Source organism: Enterobacter sp. JBIWA008, assembly GCF_019968765.1.
Lineage (GTDB): Bacteria > Pseudomonadota > Gammaproteobacteria > Enterobacterales > Enterobacteriaceae > Enterobacter.
In genome coordinates this window covers 19,976-46,284 of record NZ_CP074150.1, presented here as the reverse complement: position 1 = coordinate 46,284, position 26,309 = coordinate 19,976, and the positions used below count along the sequence as shown (strand labels likewise).

Genomic DNA, 26,309 nt, shown 5'->3' with positions numbered 1-26,309 from the left:
GTCTGGTTACCATTCTGAATGATGTTCCTGCTCAGGATCGGTTCTTCGGCTTTTTATCGTCAAACGCCAGGAGAACCCCGAGGCCGATCAGCGAGGCGTAGCAGACCTGCATCGCAATTGTCACCGGCAGGGAGATGTTATCAACCAGAACGCCGGGAACCACAACGGCCACGCCTGCCAGTATCATTCCCCTGCCGGTCTTTTTGACCAGATCCGGCCACTGAGATTCAGGCACGTTCCGGGCACGCAGAAAGTTATGAATGCACTGCTCTGCCTTCTGTTTAATCACTGACATGTTTTAGTCTCCGAACGCCCGTTGCATATTTTTCTTTATCCTGGTCGCTTCACCGGATACCGGTGCGGCAGGCTCTGCTGGTTTCTCCGGTACTGCAGCCTGACTCACGCCAGCCGTACCGGCCATCTGCTGAACAAGAACCTGCAGCTCGCTGACCGTGCCGGGCGGTACCGGCATGCTGGCCAGCAGACGCGGCAGCTCCGGTGCGGTCGTATGCAGGGCCAGACCGGTGATAATCAGGTTTCTCAGCAGCTCTCCGCGCAGGCGGGATGACACGCCCGTCAGCACACGCTCACCCCGTTCACTGCTCCGGTCATCCTGAAGCGTCAGGGTGTAACGCCGGCGCTGGTATTCCGTCTCCGGTGACATGGCCAGAGCAGCCACGCCACCATCAGGCTCATCAGGAAGTCCTGAGAGTGAAGACCAGGTGCCGGATACCAGCGCCATCACGGCACAAAGCCGGATGGCGCTCAGATGCCCGTCAAAGAACACCGGGATCAGCGCCGGTAAACGGGCATCCGTCTGGTACATCACCGCCCCGGCGGTGGCAGCGGTCCGGATGAAGTCACCGCGCAGGGGCTGTGAGATGGTGCTGATGGTCGCCATCGCCGCGATGTCGGTGCGATCGTCGCTGTGCAGATAGAAAGAATACTGGCCGTCCGGCACGTTTAGTCCTCTTTATTGTAAAGGGCAATCTCTCTGGCCAGCGCCAGCTGCGGATCGCCGATAACCTCGATACGGTCAGGAGCCAGAGGCCAGGCCTGACGGATAGCCTCTTCAATGAGGGATGCGCCTCCCCCGACCAGGAATACCCGGTTAACGTTCCTGAAGGCCGTCAGCTCACTGGTGACACGCGCGCCCAGGGAAGTGATTGCCTCTGTAATTTTGTTCAGAACATCGTCAATTTTTCCGGCATCGTTGATCACTCGCTGCAGATACTGACGATCATTGCGGTTGCGAATGACCGTGTCAGCAATAAGCGCGCTGGTTTCGCTGTCTGCAGCCCGCAGCGCGCCTGCAGCGGCGCGGGTGACCTGTGACACGCCGACAGACGGATTGCCGTGTACCGCACTGATATCATCAAACTGTCCGACAATCACGCCGGCATCAAGCGTGGTTCCGCCGAGATCGATAATCAGGGTGGTCTCAGCGGGTCCGGGCTTCAGCTCTGCAAGTCGGGAGAACGCCGCCGGCAGTGATTCCGGCATCACCTTCACGTCCGTTACGGTAAATGCCCTGCCCTTATTCAGAACCAGCCCACGCATCAGGTTTTCCCGTTTGCGTCGGATGTTCTCCTCGTTCCGCTGGCAGTCTCCGTCATAATACTCGCTCAGGGGCAGCGTCACGGTCAGGCTCACCGGCTGCGGCTCAAGTCCGCTGTTCAGCAGGGCATGATGCACGGCCAGCAGGTTGAGATCACCGTACTGATATTCCACGTTTGTTGTCGGGATGGCATCCCTGCTGACGCTGTCCCAGGTGTATTTCAGCTTGCCCACCTGATAGTTGAACGTTGCGGCACTGAATTCCGCCACTTTCCAGCCATGCCGGAAGGAGTTAGCAGAAACCCGGGTCTTCAGCTCGTTTCCTTCAAACCATGCCAGCTTAACATTAGTTGAACCATCATCGCAGTAAATATTCATCATTATGCTCCGTTAATTAAACTCAATTTGATACACATTATAAGAGCAAAATGGAAAAACAAAAGCCTCATTTCTCATTGTGAGCAGTACAAATGATTCAAAATGATATTAACTAGCATTTTGAGTAACTTAGATTACTCACCCTGTTCATGGCGCAGGCGATCTGGATTATCCTCACGCTGTTAAATATACTGCATGCATAAACAGTATATTTAGACGTCAGGAGGAAAGATGAAACTGCAGCTTTTCAGCACCGGGAAAGCACTCCCGCCACAGGCCCATCCGTTGTTTGCAGACCTGGCCAGCTGCGGTTTTCCCAGCCCTGCCGCTGACTATGTCGAGTCCGACCTGGATCTCCATGATTACTGCATACGGCACCCGAGCGCGACTTACTATCTCCGTGCCAGCGGTGACAGCATGTCCGACGGCAGCCTTTACAATGGCGATCTGCTGGTTGTGGACAGTGCAGAGAAGCCCCGGCACGGCGATATTGTTGTGGCCAGTGTGTAGGGGGAGTTTACGGTTAAACGGCTTCTGCTGACGCCACGACTGACGCTGCAGCCAATGAACGCCGCCTGGTCGCCGATTTATCCCGACCCGGACGATCTGGATATCTTTGGCGTCGTCACGCACATCATCCACCGCCCGAGGGAGATGTACTGATGTTTGCCCTGGCCGATGTGAACAGCTTTTATGCCAGCTGCGAACGTGTTTTCCGCCCTGATTTGAAAGGAAAGCCGGTTGTGGTGCTCAGTAATAACGATGGCTGCGTCATCGCAAGAAGTGCCGAGGCAAAGCCCTGGATCAAAATGGGCACGCCGTGGTTTCAGATGAAAAACGAAACGTACCCGGAAAAAATATACGCGTTCTCAAGCAACTATGAACTTTAGTAAGTTAAGTGGAATGCAACATTTTCTGTGTAAACTTTGAACAGGGTTCCTGATTACAAAGGAGAACACAATGCTCACCACTTTATTCTGTACTCCTGCCAGTTCACAGGCAGAACGATGGTTGGGGTTATTATCCGATCTCGGCAGGTCACCGGCGACAATTCATGCCTACCGCGGCTCACTTACTCACTTCTTTCACTTCTGCTGCCAGCGGGAATTGCCCCCCGAGCAGGCAAGCTTTGAAGATATCGCTGCGTACATTCGCCCCCAGTTACCCGGCATGCCTCAGCCTGCAGCCAGTGCAACGCTTCAGCTTCGCCTTTCTGCTATACGTCTGTGGTTTGACTATCTGATTTACATGGGGGTAATTAGCCGGAACCCTTTACCGCGAGCAGGCACGCCCCACATGCCTTCAGCAGGACGCGGTATGGTCCAGCGAATAACACGACTGCCACAAATTCCGGATGACGGCCAGTGGTATCATCTCTTGGGTTATATATCAGACTGTTCATTGCGCGATCGCCTGATGCTAGCGCTGGCGTATCATGGTGCGCTAAGACGCTCTGAGGTGACGACAATAACTATAGAGGATATCGATCCTGCCCACAGGCTTATACGGATTCGCGCCGAAAACACTAAAGGCAAACGCGAACGGGTGGTCTGCTACGGCTCGGCGATTACGCCGGTACTGGCAGCACATCTCAGGAACCTGAAGCAAACGGGTATTACTGGTGGAACACTGTTCCGTTCGTTTTCTGACAGAAATTATGGCTCACCGCTTTCATACTGGAGCTGGAGTAAAACGGTTCGCGAGTGGTCAGACAGGACCAGCATGCCATTTCTGACCACGCACACCTTTCGTCACCTGCGACTGACACATCTTGCCCGGGCGGGATGGAAGCTGCATGAGATAGCAACCTATGCTGGTCATCGTGATCTACGCACCACGCAGATATATATCCATCTTTCAGGCACTGATCTTGCGGCCAGAATGGCGATGACTGTTGCGGAGACTGACCGGAAAATCGCAGCTATCATGTTTGGCCCGGAGAGAGAGAATGACAGGCAAGCGTGATAAAGGTTTCATATACGCGCATTTTTGCCGTGCAGATTATGACCTGCACGCTGGCTTTAGTTCTGAGCAGAAAGAAGCGCTAAGTACAAGCCATAAACGCTCCCGTAACTATGGCAGGTCCGGTTCCCTCTCTTCCCTGATCACCCCCCTGCTGGATATCGCCAACAACAGTGGCACCGGCTGTAGACTTACCCGCACTGTAATTATGGCGATGCTGACTGAAATGCAAAATGTAGGGTAACCCTGCTGGAACTGGCGGAAAGACCAGTGGATCTCCCTGTTTGATAAATATCGTCGCGGTAAACCACTTATGATGGCATTTGCATATCATCTCGGTCCATTCACGTCGCCGCTTCAGATCCCTCATGAAAACACTCTGTCGCTTTACGCCAGTGCCATCTACGGCAACGCGATTTTCCGGGACCAGCTGAACCGGCTGTCGGAAGCACTGATATCACTGGGCGATTCCCCTCAGCACCTGAGGCATGCCGTTTCCTCCCCCCTAGGTCTGCTGATGCTACTCAATGATAATCCTAGGCTTGAAGAGATGACCACAGAGCTTCTCTGGCAAGCTCAGCAGTACCACGATAAGCGCGTATCAAGACACGTAGGGAAAATTTCTCATGGGCTTGCCGCACTTGGCATTATTGCAAAGCCGGTACGAATGCGTAACTACACCGAATGGCATGAGAAGCCGGTCGAAAATATCAGCCCTGAATGGGTCGCATGGTGCAGACGCTGGCGTGAGACATCTGTGCTTCGTCCCAGAACCCGTGAAAACCAGTACAGCTTTATTCTTCGCTGCGGCCTCTGGCTGGCAAAGGAGCATCCCGAGGTGAAGGTCCCGACAGACTGGTCTATTGAGACATGTGCCAGTTTTATCGCTGCTGTGGGGCGAATGAAAGTGGATGAGCTGTCTCTGGGGACTGAACATGGACTGCGGAAGTCCAAACGCTCCGGAGAGCCCATGATGCCACATTCACGTGCGCATTTTATCTATTCGCTGCGACGATTTATGAGCGATTTCGAACTTTGGGGCTGGGGACGCCTTAATTTCAGCCCCGCCCGTCACCTTTTCACGCCGGATACCCCACTTTTTCGCCGTGGTGTAAATCCGAGAGTGATAGATGATCCCGTCTGGCTCAAACTCATCTGGGCCAGTCTGAACCTGCGCCACGAAGACCTGCTCAGTGAAATTCACTATCCCCTTTCCATGCTTCAGGCAATGGCTGTTATCTGGACCCATGCAGGTTTACGACAGAATGAACTCCTGCGCCTGACTACGGAATGCGTCACGCCTCAGTCAGAAGACATTACCAGGGAGAATGGTAGTGTCGTTCCTGCCGGAACACTATGTTATCTAAACGTCCCGGCAGGAAAGACATCGAAAGCATTTGTTAAACCCGTCTCTGTCATTGTAAAAAAATATGTAGACATATGGTTGAACGTCCGTCCCGTGGATCAGGCAAAACTGAATGATGATCGCACCGGAGAAAAAGTCCGTTATCTCTTCCAGTATCGCGGCAAGCCGGCAGGCAGCGATGTGATTAACCGGACGGTCATCCCAGTCCTCTGCGCTAGAGCGGGGCTGCCGGTTGAAGACAGCGGAGGCGCCATAACCAGCCACCGTGGACGGGCTTCAGCCCTGACTGCGCTTGCCAGCGTACCACAGGGCATGTCGCTGTATGAACTGATGCAGTGGTCAGGTCATTCATCACCACAGTCAACCCTGCATTACATTCGCATCCGCCCTACACAGCTGGCAGCGTCATTTGTGAAGGCCGATCGGATAGCCCATATGATAAGCGTACTGGTCGATCACGATCCGGAAGCGGTCTCGCCCACTGGTCCGGCAACCTATTATGACCTTGGTGAGTCCTTCTGCATGAATCCATTCTGGAGCAGTTGCCCGCACAGAATGGCCTGCATTGGTTGCGATTTTAATCTGCTGAAAGACAGTGCGCGCGGACTGATGCTGGAGAGTAAAACATCTATCAGGCGTTATCTCGAAGAGGTCCCGCTCACGCCTGATGAGAAAGCCATTGTAGAGCAGGATATTAAAAAAGTAGAACAGGCTCTTGCAAAATTAACCGGTAAGTCCGGAGGATAAAATGAACCAATATGAGCAAAAAGCGAAGATTGCGCACATCAGAGCATATTAACCAATAGGTTGCAGATCAAATCGCCTGTAACAGCCTTTCTGGCTGTTTGTATATAATTATGAAAAAATGGTGAGTAGAGTTTCAGGGTAACAGGGGATGCTTATGTCGGTTTTCCACAACTGGCTACTTGAGATCGCATGTGAGAATTACTTCGTCTACATCAAACGCCTTTCCGCCAACGATACCGGCGCAACAGGTGGTCACCAGGTAGGGCTTTATATCCCTTCAGGTATCGTTGAAAAACTGTTTCCGTCTATCAACCATACCCGTGAACTGAACCCTTCGGTTTTTCTCACCGCACATGTGTCATCGCATGATTGCCCTGACAGCGAAGCCCGGGCAATTTATTATAACAGCCGTCATTTTGGTAAAACCCGGAATGAAAAAAGGATTACCCGCTGGGGTAGAGGCAGCCCACTTCAGGATCCTGAAAATACAGGGGCTCTGACGCTCCTGGCTTTCAAGCTTGATGAGCAAGGGGGGGACTGTAAGGAAGTAAATATTTGGGTATGCGCCAGCACTGATGAAGAGGACGTCATTGAGACCGCTATTGGTGAAGTTATACCCGGAGCGCTTATATCCGGCCCCGCAGGACAGATTCTTGGCGGACTATCTCTACAGCAAGCGCCAGTAAATCATAAATATATTCTACCTGAAGACTGGCACCTGCGCTTTCCGTCGGGAAGTGAAATTATTCAGTATGCAGCCAGCCATTATGTGAAAAATTCCCTTGATCCGGATGAGCAACTTCTTGACCGCCGGCGCGTGGAGTACGACATATTTCTGTTGGTTGAGGAACTGCATGTTCTGGATATCATCCGGAAAGGATTTGGCTCTGTGGATGAATTTATTGCGCTGGCCAATTCTGTCAGCAATCGCCGTAAATCCAGAGCCGGGAAGTCGCTGGAACTGCACCTGGAGCATCTATTCATTGAGCACGGCCTGCGACACTTTGCGACGCAGGCCGTCACAGAAGGTAATAAAAAACCCGATTTCCTTTTCCCTTCCGCAGGGGCTTACCACGATACTGAGTTTCCCGTAGAAAATCTGCGCATGCTGGCAGTCAAGACTACCTGTAAGGATCGCTGGCGTCAGATACTGAATGAGGCCGATAAAATTCATCAGGTGCATCTGTTTACACTCCAGGAGGGAGTTTCTCTGGCTCAATATCGGGAGATGCGGGAGTCGGGTGTCAGACTGGTCGTGCCATCATCTCTGCACAAAAAATACCCGGAGGCGGTGAGAGCTGAGCTAATGACGCTAGGTGCGTTTATTGCTGAGCTGACAGGGCTTTACGCAGATATTCCATAGATAATCTCCCGGCATAAATACCGGGAGGAGCGATCAGATTCGTTCAACCTTGCACGAATCGGCATAAACCGCTTTCAGGATATAAGGTTCAAGCAGTTTGGCTACGGCTTCAAACACGGGCACCACTACGGAGTTACCGAACTGCCTGTACGACTGAGTGTCTGACACAGGAATGCGAAAAGGCCTGCCATCTACTTTTTCAAAACCCATAAGGCGCGCGCACTCTCGTGGAGTCAGCCTGCGGGGCCGATGCGCCTGATTTTCTTCGTTCGCGAAGTCTGTTTCACCTGTGGCCATATCCCAGCCACGGTCTATCAGAATTTCAGACCCGTCTTTGTGATAGCGAGCAGAAAGCGTACGGGCAATGCTTTCTTTATTTTCAGGATTAACGAGGCCAAAACCGAATCCGTTACCCTTAGCTGCGTGCTTTTTGGCGTAGTTATAGAGATACTCCCAGAGTTTCGGCGTCAGTATATATTTGCTGTCAACCACGGGTTCCAGCAGTTCGCCAAATGACGGACGCTGTTCCGGATAAAAACGACTAATATCGCGCAGGGTAAAGCCCTGGTGAATATTCAGATCACGACGGAAACCGACCAAAACGATACGTTCTCGGTGTTGAGGTAAAAAGTGCTTTCCGTCGATAACTTTAGGATCGTTTTTGCCCATCTCAGCTGCATCCGCAACTTCATAGCCCAGTTCGTCGAGGGTATCCATGATGACTTTAAAGGTTTTACCCTTGTCATGGCTCTTCAGGTTTTTAACGTTTTCAAGAACAAAGATGGCAGGTTTTTTTGCGCGGATAATACGCGCCACATCGAAGAAAAGCGTTCCCTGAGCCTCACATTCGAAACCATGCGCGCGCCCGAGCGAGTTTTTCTTGCTTACACCCGCAAGGCTGAACGGTTGACAGGGGAAACCTGCCAGAAGTACATCATGATCCGGCACATGCTCATTAATGTAAGCATAGGCATCGTTTTCAGGTACTTCAGGTTTATCACTGAGCGTGACTTCCCGAATATCGAGATTGAAAGTGTGTTCCTGAGCATCGTTAAACCAGTTAGCTTTATATGTGCGCACAGCCTCTTTATTCCATTCACTGGTAAAAACGCACTGGCCACCGATGGTTTCGAAGCCCTTCCGTATACCTCCAATGCCAGCAAACAGGTCAATAAACCGGAAGGCATAGTCAGGGTGATGTGCAGGCGCTTCCGGAAGCATTTTTCGTAGAAGTTCCTCTTCGGCTAACGTCAGCGACTTAGGTGAGCACTTACCATTAATCCAGCGATTAAGAGTCTCGCGACTCCACTCATTTTTACCAACTTTTCTAAGCAGTTCAGCCACGTACTTCTGGTCATAGATTTCCAGCACCTGCCCGAGCAGCTTTTTATCATTTTCCTGTCGCAGTTGTTCTTCCGCCTCTGCTTTCTCAAGCAGATCCTGCGCCAGTAATTCAAATTCAGACATATTGCCTCCATTGGGTCTTATGGGTGAAACTGTATCACTCATTTGACCCAGAGGAAATGTTTTTATCTGGATATTTAAACAGGGTTATTGTTAACGGAAATCAGCTTTTTGTCATTACAGGACCAGAAAGATACTATCTGGCGGCATAAAAAGCGCCATGTCTCGCATGTCCCAACTTTATAGGCTTCTGTGTCTCGCCAAAAAGGCCTGCTTATCAGCAGGCTCAATTGAATTGGAGATCCAGGTAGGTGAGTATTACTACTCACCTTCACTGCTAAGAAGAGTTACATCTAGACCATACGTTCAGGCCGTTTCCAGTTCAGCATCATCGTTCGACGCCCCGATATTAAGGAGCAGCCTGTCACATTCAACAATAACGTATTCCGGGATAAGATCGAATCGTGTGGGGTCTAGTTGGCAGATAAACTCGTTTTCAATATGATAGGTTTCATTCACAAACTTGCGAATGACACGGTTATCGGCCTCAGGTTCCAGTAGTCGGAACACCTGAAGTTTTTCATAGCCATTCGTGCAGCTTCGATATAACGACAGAATTTTGTCAGGATCATTCAGCAAGCTCAGCGTATGGGGGTAATCAAAACCAAAAATATTTTTAGTGATTAAACAGCATCCATTAAGGAAGCTCTCCGGGTCCATCATCGGGTACCCTGTTCCTTCAATCAGAGGTAGGCGTGTGTCGATTGGTTCCTCTCGGCGGTGAAACAAGTTAGAAAGTACCTGATAAACATCACCTCGATTGTCCATGATTTCATAATGCCTGCGAAGATAAATGAGCTTGATCAGGTCATCACAGTCGGATTCGAGAACCACTTTGCAGATTTGGGCAAACGTCAGAATATCGCTTTCGCGGATAGGTAATTCAGTTATCGTGCCAGTGCTATAACGTAAATAGGATGCAGTAACCTGGTTACTAAACAACTTCTTCACCGACTTCAGAGTATCGATGATTGGCTCAACGTCATGTGTAAGCATCAGTACCGTCTGGTTTTTCAAACACTCAGATGAGTCACGGCGGAACAACATTTCTAGGATGGCAAATTTTTTGTTTTTATCAAACGAAGAGATAGGATCATCGAGAATAATCAGGTTGGGCTTACGAGCCAGGCATTCGTACATAAAAAGAACGATCGAAAAGGCATTACGCTCGCCGTAGCTCAAATGTTGGCTACCTCCACTGAGATAGTCGGTATAGTCGACATGGCGAAGCTTAAGACGGCACTGTTCTCCATCGCCAGATATATCTACCTGATAGCGGTAACCCGCATATGCCAGAAAAGTGTTGATATCCTTCTTGTGTTTCTGAATGAGCCGCTGCATGCCAGCGCGCTGCTTGTTGATTTGCCCCTGCAGCAAACCAGCCTGGGAAATGAGGCTATCTAACGAGGCGTTCAGTCGCCCAATTGTTGCAAGAGTTTTATCAGATTGCAGCTCGGAAAAATACTTCACATCCAAACGAAAAGAGGCTAAAGAGGCACGAATATTTCCGGCGTCGTTAAAAGTAAAACTGTTCAGGGTTTTTAATGTTAAGAGCATGGCCAGAAGATTTTCTGTCTGCTGCTTTACGGTAACAAGATAGTCTTCATGCTTCTTCTCCAATCCTCCCTGTAACGTCGTTATTTCCCTCAGACGGGAGCGTGCGGCTTCGGAAAAATACTCGCCTAATTTATCAAGTACTGTGATGATACCAACCAGATTTTTGATCACTGCTTTGTCATATTCAGCGCTTACTTTGCTAATTTGTTCTGCTTTTTCGTGAGAATCACCTGTGCAGAAAGGACAGCATCCCTCAGAGAGTGAGCAGAAATTTTCATACCCTTTGGTCTGCCACTCGATCCACTCTACATTACGAGGACTCTGAATAAATGGCTGATAAGGCTCTAGCCCGGAGGGAATATGCTGAAGCTTGTTACCCCCTGCCAACCCCTTCATCCCCGTAGAGGCTTTAGATAAGCCCTTGCTTGTCAGCTTGAACGCACCACTAAGCTCCTGAAGATGTGTAATAAATAGCTCAAGCTCATCATTACCACTGAATTCCTGCCGGATTGCCATTACCATCGAGTCGATCTCTCGCTCCGTTTGGTTGTAGGCTTCTGTTTTGATAAAGATGTCAAAGCTGTTACTAATCAGTTCATCAGGCTGAAATGTGAACTGAGATACGTACTTTTCATCAAAGCACATTACATCCTGAATTTGCTCTGTTCCCGTTACACTGGGCTGAAATTCGTCGGGATTCGCTGCTCGAAACTTAAAAGGTAGCAGACTGTTAAGACCAGCGACATCACGAGAAACACTGTGCAAAACGGCACGTGATATGGTGCTTTTACCCGTGCCATTTGGAGCGAACTTAATGTTAAGTTTATTTTCAGAGAGTGTAATGCAAGCGTTATCTATGTTATTGCAGTAGTTGATTTCAACATCCATTGAAAAATCCTTCTAACATGCTGAGCTGGAGAAGACTGCATCTTTTTATTAAACCCATAACGGTGGTCTTTTCATTTTACCATCGCATCAGGGAAGCCAAACAGATAGCTGACTACCTGCCCTGGAGGATTAATATACGAAATTATTAGTTGTGAATCTTGAGATATGGTAACAATTTCGGACGTATGCTTTTAGTTCATAGTAATCTTTTAAAGCATGCATTATTTATATTGATTTTCTATTCCACATAAGTGCCTCGATGTCAGCGCGCGTCATGAACTGCCTGGAGGAGCTGGCCCCCAGGGTGGAACAGTATTCGATTGACGAGATGTTCCTCGACCTGACCAGCGTTGAGCACTGCATGGACCTGGAGGACTTCGGCCGGCAGCTGCGCCAGCACGTGTATGACTGTACCCGTCTGACCATCGGCGTGGGTGCCGGGCCGACGAAAACCCTGGCAAAATCAGCCCAGTGGGCCTCAAAGGAGTGGAAACAGTTTCGTGGCGTGCTCGCCCTGACCCGGGGGAATCCTCAGCGAACGCGGAAACTGCTTTCACTGCAGCCGGTCGAAGAGATCTGGGGCGTGGGAAACAGTATTGCGCGCAAGCTCAATGTTCTTGGCATCAGGACCGCGCTTGATCTGGCCCTGACGAACCCGGCCTTCATCCGGAAAAATTTCTCCGTCGTTCTCGAGCGAACAGTGCGCGAACTGAACGGGGAAAGCTGCATGTCGCTTGAAGAAGCACCGCCTACTAAACAACAGATTGTCTGCAGCCGCAGTTTTGGCGAGAAGATCACTGAATACGATTCGCTCCGCCAGGCTGTCTGTCAGTACGCAGAGCGGGCCTCTGAAAAGCTGCGGAAAGAGCACCAGTACTGCCGGCATATTTCCGTATTCATCAAAACGTCTCCGTTCGCCGTTAAAGAGCCTTACTACGGCAACGTGGCCACGGAGAAACTGCTTACCCCCACTCAGGACACCCGGGACATCATTGCGGCCGCCACTACGGCTCTGGAGCGGATCTGGAAGGACGGGCACCGGTATGCCAAAGCCGGTGTGATGCTGAATGACTTCACCGGCTCCGGCATTTCGCAGTTGCAGCTGTTCGACGAACGTCCGCCACGTCCTCACAGCGCTGAGCTGATGAAGGTTCTCGATGGCATTAATCATTCCGGTCTGGGACAACTCTGGTTTGCCGGACGAGGGATTGCACCTTCTTGGCAGATGAAACGCGATATGCTCTCCCCTGCGTACACCACCCGCTGGAAAGATATCCCCATTGCGAGGATCAGTTAAATTTTGCCTTTCAGAGAGAGCCAGTAGTGCTCGCCGCAGCCGAACGACAGGGCGAAGCACGCGAGTGAGCGAGGAAGCACCATGGAACAAAACGAACACAATCTTCTTACGCACCGAATACAGGAATCACTGTAACATCTCAAAGTCGGTATTGTGATAGAAACAGCTGAACAGAGTGGGACCGTGGTCCCAGTTAAATCCGATGTGTGGAATTGGCATTTAGGGCGGGGTTGACGGGTGAGTTCTGCCACGCAAGTAGGAGATGGGACCGTGGTCCCAGTTAAATCCGATGTGTGGAATCAGTATTCCGGGATGGGTTACCGTCTGAGTTCTGATATGCAAAACCGTGGAACTGGTTAAGAAAAAGTAGCAGGTACTAGATCTTAGATTGTGGTAACAATCAGGTTGGGAGAAGAAATCAGACCTTTTTAACAACACAGGGCTATAGTGCAGAGAATAGCTGCTCCGGATGTATATATTCCGAAGCAGCATGTAACGCATTAAAGATATTGGAAATTAATGATAACGCTCGCTTGTATCATTAAACAGGCTAAACTTTTTGTAAGTCGCGCAGTATACTTTCTATCTTCTCGATACACTCGGCAGGTAAACGAGATTTATCGAGATTAAAAATTACCTTATCGCCTTTGTATAGAGCTGTCGCACCAGGTACAAATTGATGACGGGTATTAAGGTTAACTTTTCTACCTGATGGCTCTTTCAGAACATCCGTCAGTAAACCAATAACTTCCTCGGATTCAAATATAACACCCGCTTTCTTTTGCTCATGAAGCTGTTGTGTCCGTTGCAACAATAAAGCTTCTTTTCCCGAAAATGCTTTGTACAGAGCCTCCCCAGAGCGGGCGGAAAGTTCACCAGGATGAGTAAACAGGGCAACCACTGATTTTGGCAAATGGGCCGTGTTGATGCAACGCGTGATGATTTTACGGGAAATATTCTCAGCTTCAGCCAGAGCAGAGATATTGCCATTAAAATCATTTTCCAACCGCTGTGCATAGCGGTTGCCCCGTTCATAAGCGCTGACAGGGCGGTAATCATTACCCAGCCGTGATAAAGCCATCATCTGTTCATCATCGAGATCCCCGACGAGAACACGATAATCCGATGATGTCAGTATGGCGGCTTTACGACGGCGACTACCATCTGCAATCTCAATGACACCTTCTACCCGTCGTCCGAACGCAGGTGTCTGCTGACCACTCAGTATGAAAGAGGGGATCAGATCATCAAGCGCGTCTTCGGTCAGTAGTTCCTGGTCACGTTCATTACCTGACCAGACTCTCGATGCCGTTTCAACACTCTCGCCTGGGATGGCTTCCAGAATAAATTTCACTTCCCGGCCGCAAACTGGAAGCAGAATGGCATTCCCGCGGGCCATGGCTCCCACCCGCGCAATTAATGAATCAACCATCGGAGCTGCGGGTGCCGCTGACGGCTCAGTTTCGGTGTGAATATCTTTTACTGTATGTTTTGGAATAACTGGAGCACGTTTCATTATCTGATCTCCCAGCGAGGTTTAATCAGGCGATCAAAAATTTCATTACAGACAGGCTCCCAGATAGCCAGCGCATTTCGCCATGCTCCTGTAGACGAGCGTTGATCGATAGCCTGCTCAAACACAGTTCTCATACGGATCTGACCTTTACCGACTTCATCGGTCTCGCGTACAACGTTTTTTAGTACCATGCTTCCCCACGCATCGCGGATTTGTTCTTCCATCCAAGGTGACTGTGAGCCATTGTTATTACTGTACTTGGTTAGAAGAATTCTGACGTCAGGTTCAAAACCCTGCAGATCCACGTTTTTTAACAGATCGCGCAGCATGTCAAAAAACTGAAGGGCAGAGGTGTAATCGAATAGCTCTGCTGGCGTTGGCACGATGAGTACATCCGCAGCACAGACAACATTGATGGTACCAATACCGAGGTTCGGTGCACTGTCGATAACAATGACATCATAGTCATGAGCCACCGTTTCGATGGCCAGACGAAGCATCATGTGGGGTTCTGTCGGGAGTTTTCCGTCGTCAAACCTTCCCATGAGCTCTGTTTCAATGCGGTGTAAAGCCAGGCATGACGGAATGATGTCGAGACCTGGCCAGCAGGTGGGTTTGACGGCATAGGCTGCATCATCGCGCTCACCGAGATAAAAAGGCAACAGTGTGTCTTCGGCATGGATATGCAAATCAGGGACCCAGCCGTGGTACATGGATGCTGTGCCTTGAGGATCATTCCCTTCGACAAGCAGTACCCTCAGCCCTTTCAGCGCCAGATCCTGTGCCAGGTGGACAGATACCGATGTCTTATAGACACCCCCTTTATGTGCTGCCACCGCAATAACAGGCGGAACGCTGTCATCAGGACGGCGCAGACGGGTGCCAAATACATCCCGCATATGGTTGATTTGTTCAATGGTGTAGCCCACCCGCTGCTCCACCCGTCCACGCATTTCCATATCAGGATGTGGAAGGCGTCCTGCTTTTTCTGCATCACGGATTGCCTGAGAAGAAACGCCAATCAGATCGGCGGCCTCACCCACCCGCCAGCGACGGGTAATTTTCCTAGCTTCCGGACTATCATCGTTAAACTGTGCAATCGCGATAGCTTTCGTCATTTCATGACCGACCTTAATACACTGGTCAAGCGTTTCCATCAGTCCCATTCTCTGTTCCTTGTCATCAACTTTGCATTAATATATTAAATCTTGATGAAAAACGCAAAGCAACATTAAAATTGCAAACCAGCTTAAAAATTGCAAAGCTGATCAAAATGTAGCCGTGCTCAGTTCAGCATCCACCTGAAAGTCTGCCGCATACTTCAGTCAATATTATCCGCTCGCCGCAGAAAACATGTGCACGCAGGCGCATGCGTCGAGGAAGAGGAATTACTGCGTACTTACAAGGTGTGGCTGACGCTCTGAAGCTAGCGAAGATCCAGCGGATGGTTCTGAATGGTGAGAAATTGACTACAGTATGTAGATTATTGACTGCGGCATGAAGCAGAACAGGAACAGGAACAGGAACAGGGAAGGGCAATGGAATACATTTTTCTGCATATCACAGTCAAGATTATTGCCTTTCCGGGTATTGTATTACCGGGTGGTTGTACCAGGATTCGTATTGTGTCATGTCAGTAGTCCATATGTACGGGATGCTGGTAGTTATTCCATATTTCGATCCAATAATTGATCCTCAAGGAGATCATAGTGAGATCAAAAAGAGATCCCCGGATCGTGCAGCGCACCGTTGCGCCTGGGCTCGGAGACTATCTTCATTAACTGTGGTGTGTAGTATGTTGACTGTTGTGTGCGGGATCACCTATTGCGGTATGCAATTGTATTAACTGGGGTATGTATTTCCGTTGACTGTGATATGCGTATATACTTTCCTTTGTGGATAACCGCGGGTTAATAAAATGGCTATGGAAAATAATGAGTTACCCCTGAATCTTCAGGAGGTCAACAAGACAACGGGCGAAGTTGTTAAGCTGGATGTCAACAGCGCCAGTACTGTTCAGCCTGTTGCACTCATGAGGCTTGGTCTGTTCGTTCCTACACTGAAATCGACCTCCAGGAGTAAGACGAACCGCAAAAACGTCACGGATGCGACTGAGGAGCTCGTACAGTTGTCCATTGCTCGCAGTGAAGGGTATACCGATGTCATGATCACCGGATCGCGCCTCGATATGGATACGGACTTCAAAGTCTGGCTTGGAATCATCCGTTCAATGTATGATTTTGGCGTCAAGGATGACACTCTCAAGCTGTCTTTTGTTGAGTTCGTTAAAATGTGTGGCTTTGACTCCCGGCGCTCTAACAAGAAAATGCGCGACAGGATAAGCAACTCCCTGTTCAAGCTGGCATCCGTAACCCTCAAGTTTCAGAGTGAAACGAAAGGGTGGACTACGCACCTAGTTCAGTCTGCCTATTACGACATCACTGCCGATGTCGTGGAGATCAGGGCGGAGCCCAAGCTCTTTGAGCTTTATCAGATGGACAGGCGGGTCCTATTGCGTTTGAAGGCTATCGATGCCCTGCAGCGCAAGGAGTCCGCACAGGCACTCTATACCTACATCGAAAGCCTGCCGCAGAATCCGGCCCCAATCTCCATGAAGCGTATGCGAGACAGACTCAACCTGACGTCTAACATCTACACGCAGAACCACACGGTGCGCAAAGCTATGGCGCAGCTGAAGGATATCGGCTATCTGGATTACACCGAATTCAAACGCGGCCGGGCCACCTACTTCAGCGTACATTACCGTAATCCGAAACTCATCAGTAGCAAGGTCGTTGTTCCCCGTGAGCCGGAAGAGGAAGTACCTGAGCAGAACTATGACGAAGTGATTAAAGCCCTGAAGGCTGCAGGTATTGATCCTCAGAAACTGGCAAAAGCGCTCGGCAGCGTGAAACCGGAAAATGACTGAGGTATGCTGTTTTAGGATTTGTTGACTGTGGTATGCGATCTGCATACCACAGTCAATTTATACAGATTCATCATCCCTTTTAGGTTTTGCTTGCCTTGACTGCAATATGCGAATATGGCTACTGGGGTATTGATATTGACTGCGATGCGTGGAAGAGCGGGCAGTCTGCTGAACATCTTCACTGCGATATGTGTCCCTTCATCACTCAGTCAATATTGTGCATCAGACCGGATGTCCTGAGCCCGGTATTTTCACAAAGGGTCTTAACCCGTCGAGATCAAAGGATTCCGGGGTCAGCATACCGGATTCACCGAGCTGCACAACGGTTTTCCAGACAGTGGAGAACAGCATGTAATGGCGCAGATCCGGCATATGGAAGAGCAGGGCTTTCACTTCAGAGGCGAGGAGGTAAGCCAGGGGGGGGCCGGTTAAGGTGGCCATCCTTATGAGTGCGACCGCGGTTGCAAAGTCGACCCCATGGGCTATCGGCAACAGTGAAATGCGTTCTGGTGAAATGGGGTAATGCCCGTATGAACAGGATCGGAACAAAAAGGTAAGAAACGAAGAAGAGGTAAAGTGCTCTACGTGAATTCCGGCCTGTGATCCCCTGGAACCCTGTCGGTTTTCACGTAACGCAAGATTAATTTATTATAGAATAAGTTGGTTTCGTTACAACTATCTGTAAATACTGAAAATTTAAGTTATCTGGTTTTCATCATTGCAACAGCATCAGCCTCTGCCATTGAAAACTGTACCCTGTGTCTGGCAGCAACATTGAGTGCAAATACCCTCGTATAAACTTCCGTCGAGCTGCTCGATTTGTGTCCCATTAAGCTCTGCAGCACCTTGAGTGGAATGCGAGCATACAGCATGTGCATGGCGTAGGAGTGGCGGAACGTGTGTGGCGTCACCGGCACTGAGAAGGTCACCCCGTCGGCGGCAGCCGCATCAACTGCTTCATTTATCTAGGTCCTGACCGTCCTTTCTGTGATTTCCCAGATCCGTGCCTTCTCGGTTCTGCCGGTGCGTTTTTTACGTCGCTCCAGCGGAATTTTCAAGGTGGCCACCATCATTTCCTGCTGGCTGACATACTGCGGGTCGGAAAGCGGAACGATACGATGAGGCTGTCTACCGGCTGGAGCAGGTCCGGCCGTTCTGGCTGCTTTTTCTGCGCGCTGTTTGAGCGTGGCCAGCTGCAAGAACGGGTAGGGCGGTGCCAGTGCTTCGTTAATACGGGCGCCGGTGTTCCACAGGGTGGCCAGCAGCATCTTACGGTGAAGATCGGGCACGTAGTGGAGCAGGGCGCTCACTTCCGGCGACAGCAGGTATTTCGGCAGTTCGTCCTGAACGAGCGCCATCTGGCGCAGTGCCAGCGCGGCCGGATAATCGATGGCCACCGGCAGCTGAGCTGCGGAAAACGAAACGCTCTGGGCGGGAACAAACGGCATCATGGGGTGTCACCGTGATCCGGACCTGCAGGTTTATCATGCTGTCCGTGATTCTGGTTATGTTGGTTATTTGCGATTTGAAAAGTGGCCAGTTCGCGCTCACGCAGAATACGCTGCTGGTAACGACGATTACGCTCCAGGCGCCATCTCCGCCAGAGTACAGGCTGTGCAGACCACTCAGTGGCATCAAGGCGGGTCCCCGGCAAACAAGCCAGCTGACGCAGGCGTCGGGCGAGGGTCAGGGCTTTCAGCCCCAGACGTGCATACTGGTACTGCCTCTCCTGAAAACTCTCCGTATAATCAGGGGCCCAGTCATTTTCCGCTGCTGCTGAAATATTCCGGAGCGCTTCATTCATCAGGACCGGCAGCTCGCGGATCCGATACATTATCAGTGCAGGAAGCGTTCGCCAGTCACCCTTGATATCTGAAATCTCCAGTTCTGGTGTCTTTGTTGTGGGTCGATATTCCCCCCCCCCTTTCATCTGGCTCACCAGATGTCATCTGCCACTCTGGCACATTCTTCAGCAAATATTTCAAGGGTAAAAACCAGCTCAGTGGTGATGTAGAGAAGCTCCTCCTGGCGTTTGTCCTCAGTGAGTTTCTGCTCATGTCGCAGACGTTCCGCTGCTGCAGTGGCTTCACGTTCACGTGCGTAACGGTGATTTACCCAGCTCACCAGTAATGCAACACCGCCAGCCAGCACACCTCCGGAAAGGGTTGAGATCACTGGCATTCAGGCCGAAACACCCAGCACAACTGTTTTCATCTGTTCTGTATCCGTTATGACATTACCCATGATTATTCCTTAGCTGAGAAATCCCTCCCTGCCGCTTGTCCCCGATAGGCTTCAGAATCCGTCCTTCATTCGCCGCTGCACCGACAGCCAGGTGAGCTCTTCCAGCCCGTCCGGGACGATCCGTTCCGGATTGGTGTAGATGGCATTCGCATCCCCGGTCAGCCACCAGGAGCCGGAGGCCCGGATACGTTCTGCCACCGTCAGGCCGCCCCAGGTGACAACCAGCCAGGTGTTCACACTTCGCTCATCCGGAGGGCGGAGCCAGAGCCGCTGATGACCGAGGGCGGTCAGTGCCCGCCAGACGGTTTCAAGTGAAACCGGAACGCGCTCGCTTTCATGGGAAGATGTGTTCATGTGCAACAGTCACTTATGATTATTATTTTTGTGACATCCCTGATGATGATTGTCGTTGCATTACCCTGCTGTAATCATTTCTCATGTGATAATAACCCAGAATATAGCCACGCCGTTAAATTACCGGATGCCCGTTTGGTTGTGAGCCGAATTTCTGGCGTATAACAACTTTCCGGAAGTATACCACGGTGAGGGAATAAGCAACGCGGCAATATTTGCCCCTTCGCGCCAGATAACGGAGCAGGGCAGAGGGGCTTTGTTGAATAATTCGAACTTTTGCTGAGTTGAAGGATCAGATCACACATCCTCCCGACAACGCAGACCGTTCCGTAGCGAAGCAAAAGTTCAAAATCACCAACTGGTCCATCTACAACAAAGCCCTTATCAACCGTGGCTCCCTCACTTTCTGGCTGGACAATGAAGCGATTCATTCCTGGTATGAGTCGGCAACGCCTTCATCCCGGGGAAGACCTCAGCGTTATTCTGACCTGGCCATCACCACCGTTCTGGTGATTAAACGCGTATTCCGGCTCACCCTGCGAGCCGCGCAGGGTTTTATAGATTCCGTTTTTGCCCTGATGAATGTTCAGCTGCGCTGCCCGGATTACAGCAGTGTCAGCAAGCGGGCGAAATCGGTCAATGTCAGTTTCAAAACTCCCACCCGGGGTGAAATCGCGCATCTGGTGATTGATTCCACCGGGGTGAAAGTTTTTGGTGAAGGTGAATGGAAAGTCAAAAAACACGGCAAAGAGCGCCGTCGTATCTGGCGAAAGCTGCATCTGGCTGTTGATAGCAACACACATGAAATCATCTGCGCAGACCTGTCGCTGAACAACGTCACGGACTCAGAAGCCTTCCCGGGTCTTATCCGACAGACTCACAGGAAAATCAGGGCAGCAGCGGCAGATGGGGCCTACGACACCCGGCTCTGTCACGATGAACTGAGGCGTAAGAAAATCAGCGCGCTTATCCCGCCCCGAAAAGGCGCGGGTTACTGGCCTGGTGAATACGCAGACCGTAACCGTGCAGTGGCTAATCAACGACTGACCGGGAGTAATGCGCGGTGGAAATGGACAACAGATTATAACCGTCGCTCGATAGCGGAAACGGCGATGTACCGGGTAAAACAGTTGTTCGGCGGTTCACTGACACTGCGTGACTACGATGGTCAGGTTGCGGAGGCTATGGCCATGGTGCGAGCGTTGAACAAAATAACGAAAGCAGGTATGCCTGAAAGCGTGCGTATTGTCTGAAAACACAACCCGCTACGGAGATATTTACCCGAAATCTGATTTATTCAACAAAGCCACGTTTTTATAGTGGCTGACATCCCGAATTCTTAGTCAGTCAGATAGGAATTATCTATGAATATTTATTCATTCTGAAATCATGATTTCATCATTGATTTGCCTTTCAGGTTGATCCCTTTCCACCTCCCTGCATAATACTCCGTTTGCGAAGTCCTTATGATAAGGGACATCACTATTTAACAGGAGAACGATTCATGCCACCTAAACGAAAATATCTCACTGCTGCCGAAGTCGAAGACATGCTTGCTGCGGCAAAAAACAACAGCAGCCCTGAACGTAATTACTGTCTCCTTTACATGAGTTTTATTCACGGTTTTCGAGTCACAGAGTTGCGAAATCTGCAGCTTTCAGACCTGAGCCTGAAAGAGGGAAGCTTGCGGATCAACCGTCTGAAACAAGGATTCTGCACCATTCATCCCCTTCTGGAGGAGGAAAAAGAGGCTATCCGGCTCTGGCTGGATGTCCGTCGCTCCATGCGAGGTGCTGACAGCGACTGGCTGTTCCTGTCCCGACAGGGAAAACCCCTCACCCGCCAGCGGATCTATCAGATAATTAGGATGCTGGGCGAGAGAGCTCGGGTGGAAGTACCGTCGCATCCGCATATGCTCAGGCATGCCTGCGGGTTTGCCCTAGCAGACAGAGGAATTGATACTAGGCTGATTCAGGATTACCTTGGGCACAAAAACATCCGCCACACAGTACGTTATACGGCCAGTAATCCTGCACGATTCAGATATGTTTGGGCAAAAAAAACAAACAGTAAGGGTTACATTTAGGACCAAACTGACAACTATCATAGTGAACATGTCATCTTTGCTCAATAAAACTTCAACAAACATAAAACACAACGCTTTATATTATTGATAATTCTAAATTTTATTATTTGCACCTCATAGGAATACTCTTACAGTTCGTTATTATTACCTTCCGAAATCACATCTCCTCTTTGCTACAGAATCCTTCAATCCTCACCAACTGGAACATTCCACTAAATAAATGCAAATATTTAGAGTTAATTACTAAATATTGTTTTTTATTTTTATTATTCCAGCATTTTACCAAGGTTGTCAAAATGGTCCTAAATGTAAAGTTTGGTAACCAGTAATGACACTCAGCGATGTTAAGAGACGAGAGGTGAATGTGAAATCTTCCAGGCGCGCAACCCTTACCGGACTGACCGTGACGCTTATGCTGCTCTCCGGTACTTCTCTGGCTGAAGAGCAAAAAATTAATACGAATACGAAGTCATTTTCCGTAAAGCTCGGCGCCACACGTATCGTTTACAACCCAGATTCGTCTGGTGCCACGCTGCCCGTCATCAACCCTCAGGATTACCCAATCCTGGTGCAGACGCAGGTTTACGGTGAAGACAAGCAAAGCAAGGCGCCGTACATGGTTACGCCACCACTATTCCGACTGGACGGAAATCAGCAGAGCCGCGTTCGCGTTGTGCGGACCGGAGGGGGCTTCCCGCAGGATCGCGAAAGCCTTTCCTGGGTATGCATTACCGGCGTGCCTCCTAAACCGGAAGACGTGTGGGGGCAGGATAAGGACGGTAAAACTCAGGCACCTAAAGAAGCGACACTTGAGGTTCAGCTTCGTATTAACAGCTGCATCAAACTGTTCCTGCGTCCGTCTTCCATTAAGGGGGATGTATCAGATTCGGCAGACAAGCTGACATGGAAGCGGGATGGGGGACACTTGAAGGTTATTAACCCGACACCTTACTACATGAACCTGAAGGATGTGAAGGTAGGTGGGCGCAAGGTTGAGAATCTCGATTACATCGCGCCGCGCGGGGAGAAAAATTTCTCGCTACCTGCCGGAGCATCCGGTCTGGTGCAGTGGAAGGTTATCACTGATTACGGCGGTGACAGCCGCGATTTTCAGGCGACGCTGCAGTAGTCAGCAGCCAGTGAACGGAAGGTAAACCTGAGGAGCAGGGAATGAAGATTTCACGTCCGGCGCTGGCTGTAAGTCTTGCGTGTCTGGCGGGGCAGTCCGTCGCGCGTGAGTACAGTTTTGATGCTTCGCTGCTGGAGGGGGCTGCGGCAGCAAATGCTGATGTTTCGCTTTTTGAGAAAGGCGGGCAGTTGCCGGGCACCTACCCGGTGGACATTAAGCTGAACGGTGAACGAGTGGATACGCGGGATGTGGTATTCACCCAGGGGAAAGATGCGTCAGGCAAGCCCGTACTGGTGCCCTGCCTGACTCCTGAGCAATTGTCGCGCTATGGCGTAAAAACGGAATCATTCCCCTCCCTGTCAGGTGAGGGGAAGGCGGTAGCCTGCGCGGATATCTCTGTTATTCCGCAAGCCCGCACGGACTATGACTTTAATAGTCAGGAGCTGAATCTGCTGATTCCACAGGTTTCCCTACGCCCCCGCCTTCAGGGGATTGCTGCTGAATCGCTGTGGAATGACGGGGTGCCGGCCCTGCTGCTGAACTGGCAGGCAAACACTAGCCGCTCGGAGTTGTCCGGTGACGGGCAGAACGAAAAAACAGACACAACTTTTGTGCAGTTACAGCCTGGTATTAACGCCGGCGCGTGGCGACTGAGAAACGCCAGTACCTGGCAAAAGTCGGATGGTAAAGGAAGCTGGCAGTCTGCATATACCTATGCTGAGCGCGGACTGAACGGTATTAAAAGCCGCATTACTCTTGGTGAGCGCAGCACGCCGGCAGAGATTTTTGACAGCGTACCGTTTCGCGGGGTGATGCTTAACTCTGATGAAGGCATGCTGCCGGCGGGGCAGTATTCTTACGGCCCGGTGGTGCGGGGCGTGGCCCGCACTCAGGCACGAATTGAGGTGCGTCAGGCCGGCTACCTGTTGTACAGCGGTATGGTAGCACCAGGGCCGTTTGCCCTGAGTGACCTGACGCCGACCGGCTCCGGCGGTGACCTTGAGGTCATCGTGCGTGAAACAGATGGCCGTAACCAGGTCTTTACCGTGCCCTACCAGACGCCGGCTATTGCACTGCGTGAAGGTTATCTGCAGTACAGCGTGATGGTCGGGCTGTACAGACCGTCAGACAAGTCGGTCAATAACCCGATGGTGTACCAGGCGACTGCCATGTACGGCTTGCCGTGGAACCTTACGGCCTATACGGGGGCTCAGGTATCTGAGCATTATCAGGCCGGCACGCTGGGGCTTGGGATAGCGTTTGGGGACTGGGGGGCGTTCTCGGTGGATGCAACCGAGACACGTGGACAGCGTCGCGAAGAAGAGACGGAAAATGGCCGCACCTGGCGTGCACGCTACAGTAAGCAGGTAGTGTCCACAAACACGACGTTTACCCTGGCAAGTTACCAGTATGCATCCACTGGGTACAGCACTCTTTCAGATGTGCTGGAAACTTGGCGTGATAATCCTGAAAGGCCATGGACGGGCAGTAATGACCGTCGCCGGACGCGTACTGCGCTGACGGTGAGCCAGGCACTGAATGACTGGGGTTACCTGACCCTGACCGGGTCCCGGGAGACGTACTGGAACCGTCCGGGGCATAACGACTCCCTGAACGCAGGATACTCGTTCAACATAAAGGATACGACAGTATCCCTTAACTGGACGGAGAACAAAAACGTCGACAGTGACGGAAATCAGCGCAAGGACCGCGTGGCGAGCCTCTGGTTCAGCGTGCCGCTGGACAGTCTGCTGGGTAGTGGTACCACTGCATCTTATCGCTACACCACGCCATCCGAGGGAGGAGATACTCACGAGGTGGGGTTAAGCGGGCGAGCCTTCGATCGCCGGATGTACTGGGATGTTCGTCAGCGTTATCGCCCGGAGGCGGCAAATAACGATACCACGAACAGCACACTGCGCCTGGCGTGGAACGGTGCTTACGGTCAGGCAGGGGCAAACTATAGCCAAAGCCGCAATGCGAAGCAGATGGGTGTGGATGCGGCAGGCGGTATAGTTGTGCACGAACATGGGGTGACCTTTGGTCAGCCGCTGGGTGACACAGTAGCCCTGATTGAAGCGCCCGGAGCATCCGGAGTGGCTGTTGGTGGGTGGCCGGGAGTCAGAACGGACTGGCGGGGATACACCACGCTGTCTTACCTGAGTCCTTACCAGGAAAACAGCATCAGCCTTAACCCGGCAGAATTACCGCCGGATGCGGAAATTACGCAAACGGACACCAAAGTGGTGCCCACACAGGGGGCTGTTATTCCGGCGAAGTTTGCTACCCGTATCGGCGGCAGGGCAATGATGAGTCTGACCCGTGCTGATGGCTCCGTCGTTCCTTATGGTGCGTTGGCAACCCTTGAAGGGCAGGGTGTTGGTGCCGGCGTGGTGGGGGAAGATGGTCAGGTGTATCTGACAGGGCTGCCTGAACAGGGGCAAATGACGGTGCGCTGGTCAGGTAATCAGTGTCGGGTGAACTATACGCTGCCAGCGAAGAAAGGAGAGGCCGGAATATATGAAATGCGTAACGAATGTCGATGAGGTCGCAGGTCCGGGTAACGGGCAATCCTTTGTCAGCAAACGCTGGCCTGGCCTGGCGGTGATACTGGTCCTCCTGCTGGTGAGCCGAATCTGTCTTGCGGATGAACCGCAACTGATGGTGCAGATGCGGGAAGGACAAACAGCAGGACGTTTGCCTGACGGGCGCCTGCTGGCCACCGGGGCTGTTGTCTACAACGGTCCACATACAGGTTTTCGTGTCTGGAGTGAAGGTGGTGTGAATGGCGCACCTCAGCAGGTGACGCTGACGGGGCGTCGGGACAGCACGCACAAAATGAACGTCAGGCTTACCGGGAAGGACTGGCAGCCGGACGTGGAGAAGGGGCGCGGAATTGTGCTTCATACTGACCGACAGAGTGCCACCTTTAGCGTGGAGCTGGATGGGGCGCAGGACTTGCCGGTGGACGGCTGGCCGCTGCAGCTACGTGCGGTGGTTCTGCTGCCCTGAAGGGATATACAGTGTTGTGAGGAAGGCAAGTAGCACAGGGAAGACAAAATACAGTGGGACGTGAATAGCAAGGCTCTTGTCGTCAGCCGGACGCCAGGTCTGACGACACTCTTTTTCACCTCAGTGGAGGGGAAGGGCAGGTGCGATTAATGCTAACGACTATCTTGTCACTAACCTAAATAATAGTTTGCAATGAAAGACAGAATATAACTGTCAATATTTTGGATTGTGTAAGTAAAACCCTCTGAGCTTCAGGTGTGTATTTGCAGGTGTGCATTTTCCGCTAAGGAACTGAGCACCAGGGAAAACAGTTTTATAAATATGACCGGGTTATGCCGGCAGCAGTAATAAGAATTTCCCCTTCGTCATTAAGGGGGCCGGTAGCAGGCAGTTGTCATAACAATATGCCGGTTATATTTCTCCCGTTAGTTTTCGGGAGGGGCAGTAATTTGTTGGTCCT

The 26,309-nt window shown here is 51.1% G+C and carries 18 protein-coding genes and 7 pseudogenes; 12 read left to right on the top strand and 13 right to left on the bottom strand.

The window, feature by feature from the left end; genetic code table 11:
- Positions 1-31 precede the first annotated feature (31 nt).
- The 3 genes from KGP24_RS23590 to parM are packed head-to-tail and all read right to left on the bottom strand — an operon-like array spanning position 32 to position 1,935.
- The gene (locus KGP24_RS23590; RefSeq protein WP_058691307.1) at positions 32-295 is read right to left on the bottom strand and encodes a hypothetical protein; all 264 of its coding nucleotides are present in this window, start codon (positions 293-295) and stop codon (positions 32-34) included.
- Positions 296-298: 3 nt separating this feature from the next.
- Positions 299-961, bottom strand: a complete 663-nt coding sequence (locus tag KGP24_RS23585; protein ID WP_223563612.1) for a plasmid partitioning/stability family protein — start codon at positions 959-961, stop codon at positions 299-301.
- A 2-nt stretch (positions 962-963) separates the two neighbouring features.
- Complete coding sequence (parM, locus tag KGP24_RS23580; protein ID WP_223563616.1) at positions 964-1,935, bottom strand: plasmid segregation protein ParM domain-containing protein; 972 nt, start codon at positions 1,933-1,935, stop codon at positions 964-966.
- A gap of 231 nt (positions 1,936-2,166) precedes the next feature.
- Between parM and umuD the strand changes: the two are divergent.
- From umuD to KGP24_RS23555, 5 genes and pseudogenes are all read left to right on the top strand, one after another.
- Positions 2,167-2,598: pseudogene (gene umuD / locus KGP24_RS23575) on the top strand (translesion error-prone DNA polymerase V autoproteolytic subunit).
- Positions 2,598-2,822 (top strand): annotated as a pseudogene (locus tag KGP24_RS23570) (DNA polymerase V subunit UmuC); the annotation flags it as partial. The pseudogenes umuD and KGP24_RS23570, both read left to right, overlap by 1 nt.
- A 73-nt stretch (positions 2,823-2,895) precedes the next feature.
- Positions 2,896-3,900, top strand: coding sequence for a tyrosine-type recombinase/integrase (locus KGP24_RS23565; RefSeq protein WP_223563611.1), 1,005 nt, complete (start codon positions 2,896-2,898; stop codon positions 3,898-3,900).
- Positions 3,884-6,010 (top strand): annotated as a pseudogene (locus KGP24_RS23560) (tyrosine-type recombinase/integrase). Before KGP24_RS23565 ends, KGP24_RS23560 begins: the two are co-directional and overlap by 17 nt.
- A 148-nt stretch (positions 6,011-6,158) precedes the next feature.
- Positions 6,159-7,373, top strand: coding sequence for a type II site-specific deoxyribonuclease (locus KGP24_RS23555; RefSeq protein WP_022652238.1), 1,215 nt, complete (start codon positions 6,159-6,161; stop codon positions 7,371-7,373).
- Positions 7,374-7,406: 33 nt separating this feature from the next.
- On the opposite strand, the gene KGP24_RS23550 is transcribed toward KGP24_RS23555, so the two are convergent.
- Both KGP24_RS23550 and KGP24_RS23545 read right to left on the bottom strand, forming a co-directional pair.
- A complete protein-coding gene (locus tag KGP24_RS23550; RefSeq protein ID WP_039025476.1) occupies positions 7,407-8,840 on the bottom strand; it encodes a DNA cytosine methyltransferase in 1,434 nt (477 codons plus the stop codon).
- 303 nt (positions 8,841-9,143) lie between these two features.
- On the bottom strand, positions 9,144-11,282 hold the full coding sequence (locus KGP24_RS23545; protein WP_223563610.1) for an AAA family ATPase: 2,139 nt from the start codon (positions 11,280-11,282) through the stop codon (positions 9,144-9,146).
- A 253-nt stretch (positions 11,283-11,535) separates the two neighbouring features.
- Between KGP24_RS23545 and umuC the strand changes: the two are divergent.
- Positions 11,536-12,579: pseudogene (umuC, locus tag KGP24_RS23540) on the top strand (translesion error-prone DNA polymerase V subunit UmuC); the annotation flags it as partial.
- A gap of 550 nt (positions 12,580-13,129) precedes the next feature.
- Here the strand turns inward: umuC and KGP24_RS23535 are convergent.
- The gene (locus tag KGP24_RS23535) at positions 13,130-14,095 is read right to left on the bottom strand and encodes a ParB/RepB/Spo0J family plasmid partition protein (protein ID WP_223563609.1); all 966 of its coding nucleotides are present in this window, start codon (positions 14,093-14,095) and stop codon (positions 13,130-13,132) included.
- Complete coding sequence (gene sopA, locus KGP24_RS23530; RefSeq protein ID WP_126349183.1) at positions 14,095-15,261, bottom strand: plasmid-partitioning protein SopA; 1,167 nt, start codon at positions 15,259-15,261, stop codon at positions 14,095-14,097. The genes KGP24_RS23535 and sopA overlap by 1 nt, the downstream gene beginning before the upstream one ends.
- A 752-nt stretch (positions 15,262-16,013) precedes the next feature.
- Between sopA and KGP24_RS23525 the strand changes: the two genes are divergently transcribed.
- Positions 16,014-17,024: a RepB family plasmid replication initiator protein gene (locus KGP24_RS23525; RefSeq protein WP_223563608.1), complete on the top strand. Its 1,011-nt coding sequence runs from the start codon at positions 16,014-16,016 to the stop codon at positions 17,022-17,024.
- A gap of 246 nt (positions 17,025-17,270) precedes the next feature.
- Here the strand turns inward: KGP24_RS23525 and KGP24_RS23520 are convergent.
- The 6 genes and pseudogenes from KGP24_RS23520 to KGP24_RS23495 all read right to left on the bottom strand — a co-directional run.
- Positions 17,271-17,573, bottom strand: a pseudogene (locus KGP24_RS23520) (hypothetical protein); the annotation flags it as partial.
- A gap of 152 nt (positions 17,574-17,725) precedes the next feature.
- Positions 17,726-18,475, bottom strand: a pseudogene (locus KGP24_RS23515) (tyrosine-type recombinase/integrase).
- On the bottom strand, positions 18,472-18,963 hold the full coding sequence (locus KGP24_RS23510) for a hypothetical protein (RefSeq protein WP_223563607.1): 492 nt from the start codon (positions 18,961-18,963) through the stop codon (positions 18,472-18,474). Before KGP24_RS23510 ends, KGP24_RS23515 begins: the two are co-directional and overlap by 4 nt.
- Positions 18,960-19,205: a hypothetical protein gene (locus KGP24_RS23505; RefSeq protein WP_223563606.1), complete on the bottom strand. Its 246-nt coding sequence runs from the start codon at positions 19,203-19,205 to the stop codon at positions 18,960-18,962. The genes KGP24_RS23510 and KGP24_RS23505 overlap by 4 nt, the downstream gene beginning before the upstream one ends.
- A 114-nt stretch (positions 19,206-19,319) precedes the next feature.
- Positions 19,320-19,622 (bottom strand): hypothetical protein, encoded by a 303-nt coding sequence (locus KGP24_RS23500; RefSeq protein ID WP_223563605.1) that lies wholly within the window; start codon positions 19,620-19,622, stop codon positions 19,320-19,322.
- A gap of 115 nt (positions 19,623-19,737) precedes the next feature.
- Positions 19,738-19,830, bottom strand: a pseudogene (locus KGP24_RS23495) (hypothetical protein); the annotation flags it as partial.
- Positions 19,831-19,906: 76 nt separating this feature from the next.
- Between KGP24_RS23495 and KGP24_RS23490 the strand changes: the two are divergent.
- The 5 genes from KGP24_RS23490 to afaD all read left to right on the top strand — a co-directional run bounded on the left by KGP24_RS23490 (position 19,907) and on the right by afaD (position 25,849).
- The gene (locus KGP24_RS23490; protein WP_223563604.1) at positions 19,907-20,875 is read left to right on the top strand and encodes an IS5 family transposase; all 969 of its coding nucleotides are present in this window, start codon (positions 19,907-19,909) and stop codon (positions 20,873-20,875) included.
- Between the two features lie 251 nt (positions 20,876-21,126).
- On the top strand, positions 21,127-21,708 hold the full coding sequence (locus KGP24_RS23485) for a tyrosine-type DNA invertase (protein ID WP_223563603.1): 582 nt from the start codon (positions 21,127-21,129) through the stop codon (positions 21,706-21,708).
- A 364-nt stretch (positions 21,709-22,072) separates the two neighbouring features.
- On the top strand, positions 22,073-22,837 hold the full coding sequence (locus KGP24_RS23480) for a fimbria/pilus periplasmic chaperone (RefSeq protein ID WP_348984485.1): 765 nt from the start codon (positions 22,073-22,075) through the stop codon (positions 22,835-22,837).
- Positions 22,838-22,878: 41 nt separating this feature from the next.
- A complete protein-coding gene (locus tag KGP24_RS23475) occupies positions 22,879-25,383 on the top strand; it encodes a fimbria/pilus outer membrane usher protein (RefSeq protein ID WP_223563602.1) in 2,505 nt (834 codons plus the stop codon).
- Entirely contained in the window at positions 25,358-25,849 is a 492-nt protein-coding gene (gene afaD / locus KGP24_RS23470) for an AfaD family invasin (protein WP_223563601.1), read from the top strand. The genes KGP24_RS23475 and afaD overlap by 26 nt, the downstream gene beginning before the upstream one ends.
- The last annotated feature ends 460 nt before the right edge of the window (positions 25,850-26,309 follow it).

What these genes read in the sequence shown, in the direction of transcription:
- KGP24_RS23590 (WP_058691307.1), bottom strand. Translation starts at nt 295, where the DNA reads ATGTCAGTGATTAAACAGAAGGCAGAGCAGTGCATTCATAACTTTCTG.
- parM (WP_223563616.1), bottom strand. Translation starts at nt 1,935, where the DNA reads ATGAATATTTACTGCGATGATGGTTCAACTAATGTTAAGCTGGCATGG.
- KGP24_RS23565 (WP_223563611.1), top strand. Translation starts at nt 2,896, where the DNA reads ATGCTCACCACTTTATTCTGTACTCCTGCCAGTTCACAGGCAGAACGA.
- KGP24_RS23555 (WP_022652238.1), top strand. Translation starts at nt 6,159, where the DNA reads ATGCTTATGTCGGTTTTCCACAACTGGCTACTTGAGATCGCATGTGAG.
- KGP24_RS23550 (WP_039025476.1), bottom strand. Translation starts at nt 8,840, where the DNA reads ATGTCTGAATTTGAATTACTGGCGCAGGATCTGCTTGAGAAAGCAGAG.
- KGP24_RS23545 (WP_223563610.1), bottom strand. Translation starts at nt 11,282, where the DNA reads ATGGATGTTGAAATCAACTACTGCAATAACATAGATAACGCTTGCATT.
- KGP24_RS23535 (WP_223563609.1), bottom strand. Translation starts at nt 14,095, where the DNA reads ATGAAACGTGCTCCAGTTATTCCAAAACATACAGTAAAAGATATTCAC.
- sopA (WP_126349183.1), bottom strand. Translation starts at nt 15,261, where the DNA reads ATGGGACTGATGGAAACGCTTGACCAGTGTATTAAGGTCGGTCATGAA.
- KGP24_RS23525 (WP_223563608.1), top strand. Translation starts at nt 16,014, where the DNA reads ATGGCTATGGAAAATAATGAGTTACCCCTGAATCTTCAGGAGGTCAAC.
- KGP24_RS23505 (WP_223563606.1), bottom strand. Translation starts at nt 19,205, where the DNA reads ATGCCAGTGATCTCAACCCTTTCCGGAGGTGTGCTGGCTGGCGGTGTT.
- KGP24_RS23500 (WP_223563605.1), bottom strand. Translation starts at nt 19,622, where the DNA reads ATGAACACATCTTCCCATGAAAGCGAGCGCGTTCCGGTTTCACTTGAA.
- KGP24_RS23485 (WP_223563603.1), top strand. Translation starts at nt 21,127, where the DNA reads ATGCCACCTAAACGAAAATATCTCACTGCTGCCGAAGTCGAAGACATG.
- KGP24_RS23475 (WP_223563602.1), top strand. Translation starts at nt 22,879, where the DNA reads ATGAAGATTTCACGTCCGGCGCTGGCTGTAAGTCTTGCGTGTCTGGCG.
- afaD (WP_223563601.1), top strand. Translation starts at nt 25,358, where the DNA reads ATGAAATGCGTAACGAATGTCGATGAGGTCGCAGGTCCGGGTAACGGG.